This window comes from Rhodopseudomonas sp. BR0M22 (assembly GCF_010907035.1).
Classification (GTDB): Bacteria; Pseudomonadota; Alphaproteobacteria; order Rhizobiales; family Xanthobacteraceae; genus Rhodopseudomonas.
The window spans coordinates 1-7242 of record NZ_QUMK01000119.1; the positions used below are offsets into that span (position 1 = coordinate 1).

Sequence of the window (7242 nt, forward strand, 5' to 3'; positions counted from 1 at the left end):
CTACACTCTCTCCGTCGTCGGCGGCGTCAGATGGGTATAAGAGACGGGTGCGGGTTCAGTCTCTCAATCAGGTGCATCGATCGCATGCGACGATGCTTCGGCCACCACGGCGGCGGGGACGAGTAGTTGAGAGCTGGTCATCCGTTTCGGCAGAACGTGACTTACTTTGCACGCCTTTCGCGCTGCGCATTGAGTAATCTCGCCTCTTCACGTCTGTCATTCCGGGGCGTGCCTCTAGGCGCGAGCCCGGAATCCCGAGCTTGTGGAGCACGGCCCCTTCACATCGAGATTCCCGGTTCGCTCGCTGCGCGAGCGCCCCGGAATGACTTTCTGTGGGGGAGGGACGCGAGTGCGCAAGGAGAAGAGCATCCATTTCGCGTGGCGCCGCTCCATACTTTGGCCGTTCGCTCTGCATCTGTTATCCATCAAGCGTCAGGACACCGCGAGAACCGCAATGATCACGCGACTTGCTGTTTCGGGCTACCGATCATTGCGCGATGTGCGGCTGTCGCTCGGGCCGCTGAATGTCGTCACCGGTGCCAACGGCACCGGCAAGTCGAGCCTGTATCGCGCCCTGCGGCTGCTGGCCGAGATCGCGCAGGGGCGGGTGATTCAGTCGCTCGCCGGCGAGGGCGGCTTGCCGTCGACGCTGTGGGCCGGGCCGGAGACGTTGTCGCGCAGCATGAAGCGTGGCGCGCAGCCGGTGCAGGGTACGACGCGGAGCAACCGCGTCGCCCTCAAGCTCGGTTTCGCCGGGCCCGATTATGGCTACGCGATCGATCTCGGGCTGCCGCTGCCGGACGCGACCTCGCTGTTCGGACGCGACCCGGAGATCAAGGTCGAGAGTGTATGGACCGGCGAGCTGCTCGGCCGTGCCAATGCGTTTGCCGAGCGGCGTGGTCCATTGGTGCGGGTGCGCGACGACGGCGGGCAGTGGCGCGAGGTGTATCGATCGCTCGGCGCCTCCGACAGCATGATGACCCACGGCGCCGATCCGCGCGACGCGCTCGAACTGTTGCTGCTGCGCGACCGGATGCGGGACTGGCGGTTCTACGATCAGCTTCGCACCGATCGCGACGCCCCGGCGCGGCGGCCGCAGATCGGCACCCACACGCCGGTGCTCGGTGGCGACGGCGCCGATCTGGCGGCCGCGATCCAGACCATCCTGGAGATCGGCGATCCCGCCGCGCTCGAAGTGACCATCGACGATGCGTTTCCGCGGGCGCGCCTGGAGGTGTCCGAGGCCGACGGCTATTTCGAACTGGCAATGGCGCAGCACGGCCTGCTGCGTCCCTTGAAAGCCGCAGAATTGTCGGACGGCACGCTGCGCTATTTGCTGCTGGTCGCCGCGCTGCTGTCGCCGCGGCCGCCCGAACTGATGATCCTCAACGAGCCGGAGGCCAGCCTGCATCCGGATCTCTTGTCGCCGCTCGCCCGGCTGATCGCCGCAGCCGCGACACGCTCGCAGATCGTTGTGGTGTCGCATGCCGACGGGCTGGTGTCGGCGCTGCGCCGGCAGGCCGACAGCCGCGAGATCGTGCTCGACAAAGAGCTGAGCGAGACGCTGGTCCGCGACGCCGATTCCCCGTCCTGGAACTGGCCGGCGCGTTGAGTGTCTTGATCTGTGGCGGGCTGTTGTCCCGGCTCCCGCCTTCCGATAGGTTCCGCGCTCCTTTCCCGCCATCCGTCCGAATCGAAGTTCCGCATGTCCGGCCGTCCCAAACTCGTTCTCGCCTCCGGCTCGCCGCGACGGCTCGCGCTGCTCAATCAGGCCGGGATTTCGCCCGATGCGCTGCGGCCGGCGGATGTCGACGAAACCCCGATCCGCGGCGAGCTGCCGCGCGCCTGCGCCAACCGGCTGGCCCGCGCCAAGGCCGAGGCGGCGCTGCAATCGATCCAGCTCGACGACGACCTGCGCGGCTCGTATCTGCTCACCGCCGACACCGTGGTGGCGGTCGGCCGCCGCATCCTGCCGAAGGCCGAGCTGACCGACGAAGCCGCGCAGTGCCTGCGGCTGCTGTCGGGCCGCAACCACCGCGTCTATACCGCCGTCTGCCTGGTCACGCCGAAGGAGGCGTTCCGGCAGCGCCTGGTCGAGACCCGGGTGCGGTTCAGGCGGCTGACCGAGGAGGACATCTCCGGCTACGTCGACTCCGGCGAGTGGCGCGGCAAGGCCGGCGGCTATGCGGTGCAGGGCATCGCCGGCTCGTTCGTGGTCAAGCTGGTCGGCTCCTACACCAATGTTGTCGGGCTGCCGCTGTACGAGACGCTCGCGCTGCTCGGCGGCGAAGGCTTCCCGATCCGCCAGGGCTGGCTCAATGCCGGCTGACGCGGAGCAGCCGCCTCGCCGCGGCGCCAAGCCCTGCCCGGTGTGCGGCAAGCCGGCGACCGCCGAATCGCACCCGTTCTGCAGCGAGCGCTGCCGCGACGTCGACCTCAACCGCTGGCTGTCCGGCTCCTACGCCATTCCCGGCCGGCCCGCCGACGACGAAGAGGATTGAGCCAGAATTCCGGGCGGCGGCTGTGCGACGATCCGGTGAATTTTTCCCCGGCAAAACACCGTCGCGACGGGTGGACAGCGCCGCCGTGTCTGACTATAACCCGGCGCTCCCCCGGTTTCGAACCGGGCGGACGACGCCCAGGTAGCTCAGTTGGTAGAGCATGCGACTGAAAATCGCAGTGTCGGTGGTTCGATCCCGCCCCTGGGCACCATCTCCCCTTTAAGCCTCGGCCCCCCGCACAGACCTCCACCGGTCCCTTTGCTTGCATCGGCCTTGCGCCGGATGATACCGCTGGGACGAGCGCGCGGAGCGTGAATTTCTGTGGCTTCGCGCGGGTCGCTGTGTGCCGTCGGTGGACGGCGGTTCCGTTGTGCATCCTTGATGTCATCGAGCGAACGATCCGACAGCCGTGCAGCGCCGCTCCCCGTCGTGACCGCGGCGGCGCCGCGCCGTCAGTGGCTCCACGATCTGTTGAAGGCCGCCGGCCTGCGGTTCGACGATCCGGCCGAAGAGCGCCGGTTCGTCGACAGCTATGTGCGGTCCCATGTCGGCTGGACCCAGGCGGCGATGGTGCTCGGCGCGCTGACCTATGCGGGCTACACCTTCTGGGACTGGATGCTGTATCCCGAGGTCGTGCCGATCACGCTGGCGATCCGCGGCGGCACGGCACTGCTGGTGCTGCTGCCGCTCACGCTGCTGCTCGGGGTGGCGCGGCGCTGGGCCGAGACCATTCTGCTGCTGTACTGCGTGATTCCGGGCTGCGTACTGCCGTCGGTGTATCTGGTGCTGCCGTCCGGCTTCACCTACGCGTCCGCCGGGATGATCATCGTCATCCTGTTCGTCTCGACCATGCTGCCGCTGCGGATCGGCTCGCTGCTGATCTTCTGCGTGACGACCTGGCTGGCCTTCGCCTTCGCCGAGCGGTTGGCGCCGGAGATGTCGTCCGGGCTCGGCTTCATCAATCACTTCCTGATCGGCAATTCCTATCTGCTGTCGCTATACGCGGTCGGCGCCCGCGAACATCGGGCGCGCCGGCAGTTCGCCACCACCGAGGCGCTGCAGCGCGAGACCGCGCGGTCGGAAGCATCGTTGCGCGAACTCCGCGCCACCCAGGCGCATCTGGTGCAGGCCGAGAAGCTGGCAGCGCTGGGGCAGCTCGTCGCCGGCGTCGGCCATGAGGTCAGCACGCCGATCGGGCTGGCGCTGACGACCTCGAGCGCGATGCAGGCCGACGTCCGCGACCTCGCCCGCGCCCTTGAAGGCGGTGCGGTGCGGCGCTCCGATCTGACCCGCGGCATCGGCCGGCTCGATGAAGGACTGGGGATGACGCAGCAGAACCTGCTGCGCGCCTCCGAGATGATCCACGCCTTCAAGCAGGTCGCGGTTGATCAGGCCAACGAGCAGCGCGAAGGGTTCGAGCTGCGCGGCTGGCTGTCCACCAGCTTCGACAAGCTGCGTCCGCTGCTGTCGCGCCGCGGTCTCGCGGTGGAGCTGAACGTTCCGGAGGGCATCACCATGATCAGCCGCCCCGGCGCGCTCGGTCAGCTGCTCGGTATCCTCGCCTTCAACGCGGCGATCCACGCTTACCCAGGCGATGCCGAGGGCGTGCTGCACGTCGAGGCCGAGCTGATCGCGCCGGACCGGGTCCGGATCACGCTGGCGGACGACGGCGTCGGCATCCCGGCCGATCTCGCCGAACGGATCTTCGATCCATTCTTCACGACCAAGCGTGACGGCGGCAGCATCGGTCTCGGCCTGCACATCGCCTTCAACCTCGTTGCCTCGACGCTCGGCGGCACCATCGAATTGATCGGCCGCGAGCATGGCGCCGCGTTTCGGATCGATCTGCCGACCACGTCGCCATCATGATGAGCCCATTCGTAGCACCGCATAGCGGGGCTGCGTTTTCGGAAGGCGATGCGTGGCGATGAGTTGAAACGCGGCCGATTGCCTGCGCGATGAGCATGATGCGAGCGCGCGCGGCGATGGTTCGGTCGAATGTTGCGTCCGCGTGGGCAATTGCGTAACGCCGCGTCACGCGCGCAAGCCGCGTCGAGCGCGCGTCACCGCAGCGTCACGACAAGTCCAGACAATCCGCTGCGCCAGCTTATACGAACCTTAACTCGTAAAAGTACGAATGCCTCGCAACGAATTGGGGGCTTCATGCGGGTACGTGCGCTTTTCATGATGTGTGTCGCTGCGATGACGATCGTCATCGCAGCCGCGGCTGCGATCTTCGTCGTCCAGGGCTGGCGCGACTATCGAAACGCCGACAAGGCCGCGCGGCTCGCCGCGGCGATGTCGGCCCTGTTGCACGCCACCGAGGAAGTTGCCGTCAGTCGCGGTCCGCACAACGCCGCGTTGATCGCCGATGCGCCGACGGGTGATGCAGCGCTTGCCGGCATCGCGCGTGCCCGAGAGGAAGTGGCTCGGTCGCTGACCAAGGCGCGCGCCGCGATCGTCACCACGCAATACGGCGAGCGCGACCGTGCGCTCGATACGCTCGATCGCATCGACCAGCGTCTCACCGCGACCTACGGGCGGCTCGATGCCGCCTACCGGCAGCCGCGCGCCGAGCGCGATCAAGCACTGATCAGGGACTACGTACCGCAGATGCTGGCGCTGAGTACTCAGCTCAACGGCATCGCCAACGCGCTTGAGCGGGCCGCGTCCGTCGCGCACGACAGCGTCGGCAGCCTGATCGAAGTGGCACGGCTCGCCTGGGACATGCGCGATTCCGCCGGTCGCCGCGCCAGTTACTTCACCCGCGCCGCCGGCAATGCCAGGAAGCTGACGATCGCCGACATCGAACAGTCCTCGGCGCTGACCGGGGAAATCCGCCACGCCTGGGGTCGGCTGCAGGCGACCGCCTCGCAATACAGCGAGATGCCGGCGCTGCAGGCGGCGGTCAAGGCGGCCGAGCCGGAGTTCTTCGGCAAGGCCGACAGCTTCATCGCCGAGCTGACCGCGAAGGGGTTGTCCGGCACCGACTACGGCGTGTCGTTCCAGGAGGTGCTGAGACGTCTGGTCGAACCGGCCAAGGCGGTGATGCCGATCCGCGACGTGGCGCTGGCGCAGGCGACACAGGTCGCGGCGCACGAGCGCGACGCAGCGCTGATCCGGCTCGGTGTGGTGTGCGCCGGCCTGGTGCTGGTGCTGGCGCTGGTGATCGGCGTGGTGATCGTGTTCGACCGGCGCGTAGTCCGGCCGCTGGTGACGATGACCGCGGTCATCTCGCGGCTGGCCGATGGTGACCGTGCCGTCGAGATTCCGGGGCGAAACCGCAGCGACGAGATCGGCGAGATCGCAGCGGCGTTGGAGACCTTGCGGCTCAACGCCATTGCGGCGGCCGAACTTGAAAACGAGACCGCCGCCGAACGCCGCGCCCGCGAAGCCAGGGCCGAGCGGATCGAGCAACTCACGCGCGCTTTCGATGCCGCCAGCCACGAGGCAATCCAAGGCGTCACTGTCGCCGGCGACGCGATGCGCGCAGACGCCGAGTTCTGTTCGCGGCTGGCGTCGGGTGCCGCGGCCCAGGCCACCAATGTCGCCGCCGGTGCCGAGGAAGCGTCGGTCAACGTCGCCACCATCGCCAGCGGCGCCGAGGAGATGAGCGTTGCGGTCGCCAACGTCGCGGAGCGACTCGAAGTTTGCGCCGGCATTGCCGCCGAGGCGGTGCGCGAGGTCGCCGACGCCAACACCCGGATCGACGGCCTCAATGGCGCGGTCGAGAAGATCGGCGCGATCATCAAGTTTATCCAGGGCATCGCCAACCAGACCAATCTCTTGGCGCTCAACGCCACGATCGAGGCGGCGCGCGCCGGCGAAGCCGGTCGCGGCTTCGCCGTGGTCGCTACCGAAGTGAAGACCCTGGCGACGCAGACCGCCAAAGCCACCGAGGAAATCGCCGAGCAGATCGCCAGCGTCGAAACCGAAACCGCGGCGGTGGTCGAGGCCATCAAGGTGATCGCAACCACCATCGACCGGGTCGACGCGGTGACCGGCGACATCTCGGCGTCGGTGACGCAGCAGCGGCAGTCGACCGGCGAGATCGCCGACAACGCGCAGCAGGCAGCAGCCGGCACCAAGGACGTGTCCGCCAATGTCGGCGCAGTGTCGACCGCGATGGCCGACGCGGAGGCCGCGGCGCTGCGGATGATCGCCAAGGCGGGCGATCTGTCGGCGCGCAGCAACGACCTGACGGCGCGGATCTCCGAGTTTCTCGGCAATGTCCGCGCGGCGTGATGGCACGCGCGCCGGCGGCCGGGTTTCATTCCGGATCGGCATTGCTGTTTTGTCGAAACCGGCCGCGCTAGGGCCTTGCTGATCGCGGCCTGACGGTCGCAAGTTGCCGTCGTTCAGCCGGGATGCTGGGCGATCGACCGCGCGAAATTGTCCGTCGCTGACGGGCGCAGTCTTGAACTTCTCTCTTCCTCAACTTCTGAAAGGACACGCGATGGCCATCGATCGGCGCACGCTTCTGCAATTGTCTCTGGCTGGCGGCGTCGCCGGCGCACTCGGCCTGAAGAGCGCTCCCGCGGCGGCGCAGGAGGCCGCAGGCGAAGGCGTGAAGTGGATCTTCCTCGGCACCAAGGGCGGCCCGCGGATCGGCACTGGGCGTTCCAATCCGGCCAACGTGCTGCTGGTCGACGGCGTTCCGTTCGTGATCGATTGCGGCTACGGCGTCGCGCGGCGGCTGGTCGAAGCCAAGGTCGCGCTGCCGAGCCTGCCCTCCGTGTTC

The 7242-nt window shown here is 67.9% G+C and carries 6 protein-coding genes and 1 tRNA gene; all 7 read left to right on the forward strand.

Features of this window, described 5'->3' with window-relative positions:
* Window positions 1-454 precede the first annotated feature (454 nt).
* Window positions 455-1612 carry an AAA family ATPase gene (locus DY468_RS24005; RefSeq protein ID WP_164608054.1) on the forward strand — a complete coding sequence of 386 codons (1158 nt, stop codon included), beginning with the start codon at window positions 455-457 and terminating at the stop codon, window positions 1610-1612.
* A gap of 93 nt (window positions 1613-1705) precedes the next feature.
* Window positions 1706-2329, forward strand: coding sequence for a Maf-like protein (locus tag DY468_RS24010; RefSeq protein ID WP_164608055.1), 624 nt, complete (start codon window positions 1706-1708; stop codon window positions 2327-2329).
* A complete protein-coding gene (gene yacG, locus DY468_RS24015) occupies window positions 2319-2501 on the forward strand; it encodes a DNA gyrase inhibitor YacG (protein WP_164608057.1) in 183 nt (60 codons plus the stop codon). Before DY468_RS24010 ends, yacG begins: the two co-directional genes overlap by 11 nt.
* Window positions 2502-2636: 135 nt before the next feature.
* Window positions 2637-2712 (forward strand) — tRNA-Phe (locus tag DY468_RS24020).
* Between the two features lie 170 nt (window positions 2713-2882).
* On the forward strand, window positions 2883-4370 hold the full coding sequence (locus tag DY468_RS24025) for a sensor histidine kinase (RefSeq protein ID WP_164608059.1): 1488 nt from the start codon (window positions 2883-2885) through the stop codon (window positions 4368-4370).
* Between the two features lie 333 nt (window positions 4371-4703).
* Window positions 4704-6746 carry a methyl-accepting chemotaxis protein gene (locus DY468_RS24030; protein WP_164608061.1) on the forward strand — a complete coding sequence of 681 codons (2043 nt, stop codon included), beginning with the start codon at window positions 4704-4706 and terminating at the stop codon, window positions 6744-6746.
* 211 nt (window positions 6747-6957) lie between these two features.
* Window positions 6958-7242: twin-arginine translocation signal domain-containing protein (locus DY468_RS24035; RefSeq protein ID WP_164608062.1), on the forward strand; the 285-nt coding region annotated here is incomplete at its 3' end.

Bases quoted from the DNA above. Each gene is read 5' to 3' on its own strand.
- DY468_RS24005 (WP_164608054.1), top strand. From the start codon at position 455: ATGATCACGCGACTTGCTGTTTCGGGCTACCGATCATTGCGCGATGTG.
- DY468_RS24010 (WP_164608055.1), top strand. From the start codon at position 1,706: ATGTCCGGCCGTCCCAAACTCGTTCTCGCCTCCGGCTCGCCGCGACGG.
- yacG (WP_164608057.1), top strand. From the start codon at position 2,319: ATGCCGGCTGACGCGGAGCAGCCGCCTCGCCGCGGCGCCAAGCCCTGC.
- DY468_RS24025 (WP_164608059.1), top strand. From the start codon at position 2,883: ATGTCATCGAGCGAACGATCCGACAGCCGTGCAGCGCCGCTCCCCGTC.
- DY468_RS24030 (WP_164608061.1), top strand. From the start codon at position 4,704: ATGACGATCGTCATCGCAGCCGCGGCTGCGATCTTCGTCGTCCAGGGC.